Origin of the sequence: Aneurinibacillus migulanus (assembly GCF_001274715.1) — a bacterium.
In the GTDB taxonomy this organism is placed as follows: Bacteria; Bacillota; Bacilli; order Aneurinibacillales; family Aneurinibacillaceae; genus Aneurinibacillus; species Aneurinibacillus migulanus.
This window is the reverse complement of record NZ_LGUG01000025.1, coordinates 1-559: the sequence shown is the minus strand read 5'-3', so window position 1 is coordinate 559 and position 559 is coordinate 1. Positions and strand designations below refer to the sequence as shown.

Annotated in this window: 1 protein-coding gene; it reads left to right on the top strand. The window is 36.1% G+C overall.

The genetic code is table 11. From position 1 onward, the window contains the following. Positions 1-396: 396 nt before the first annotated feature. A partial coding sequence (locus AF333_RS31370; RefSeq protein WP_152968254.1) for a helix-turn-helix transcriptional regulator occupies positions 397-559 on the top strand: 163 nt, incomplete at its 3' end.

Here is a 559-nt window from a genome sequence, read left to right as displayed (position 1 = left end):
GCGATTGAGACTTATTTTCGTACCATGAAAAGCAACTTTTCCTTTAACGGTTATCAAATACGTAGTACCGTTGCAATGAAGCGGTTTTGACACTGCTTTCTTTTACAGCCATGTTCTGTAGTGTAACAGGACACGGTGATATCTTAACAGGACTATGAAGTTGGTAAAACAAAAAGACAGAGAGTCGGATCGAATTTGTTTACTATGAAGCAAAGGCAGGAACGCAGCCGGATTTGATAAAAAATCAGTTACAAGCTACCTAGGGGAGCCTTCGGTTCTTTCTACATGGTAAACTTTGCATCAAATTTTGGGCAAGTCTAGTAAGTAAAACAAAGCAATATAAGTCAAAAAAGCTCTTGCCTTTTTTGTTATCCTTTTTGTAAGGAGGTTCAGAGAATGAGTTACAGTCCCATCATACAAAAGACGATTGAGTATATAGAGAAAAACTTACATGAAGAACTATCCTTAGAAAGTATTGCTCAGTTTGCTAGATTTTCAAAGTATCACTATCATCGTATTTTTCAAAAAGAGGTTGGTGTAACTGTATCTGAATATATTC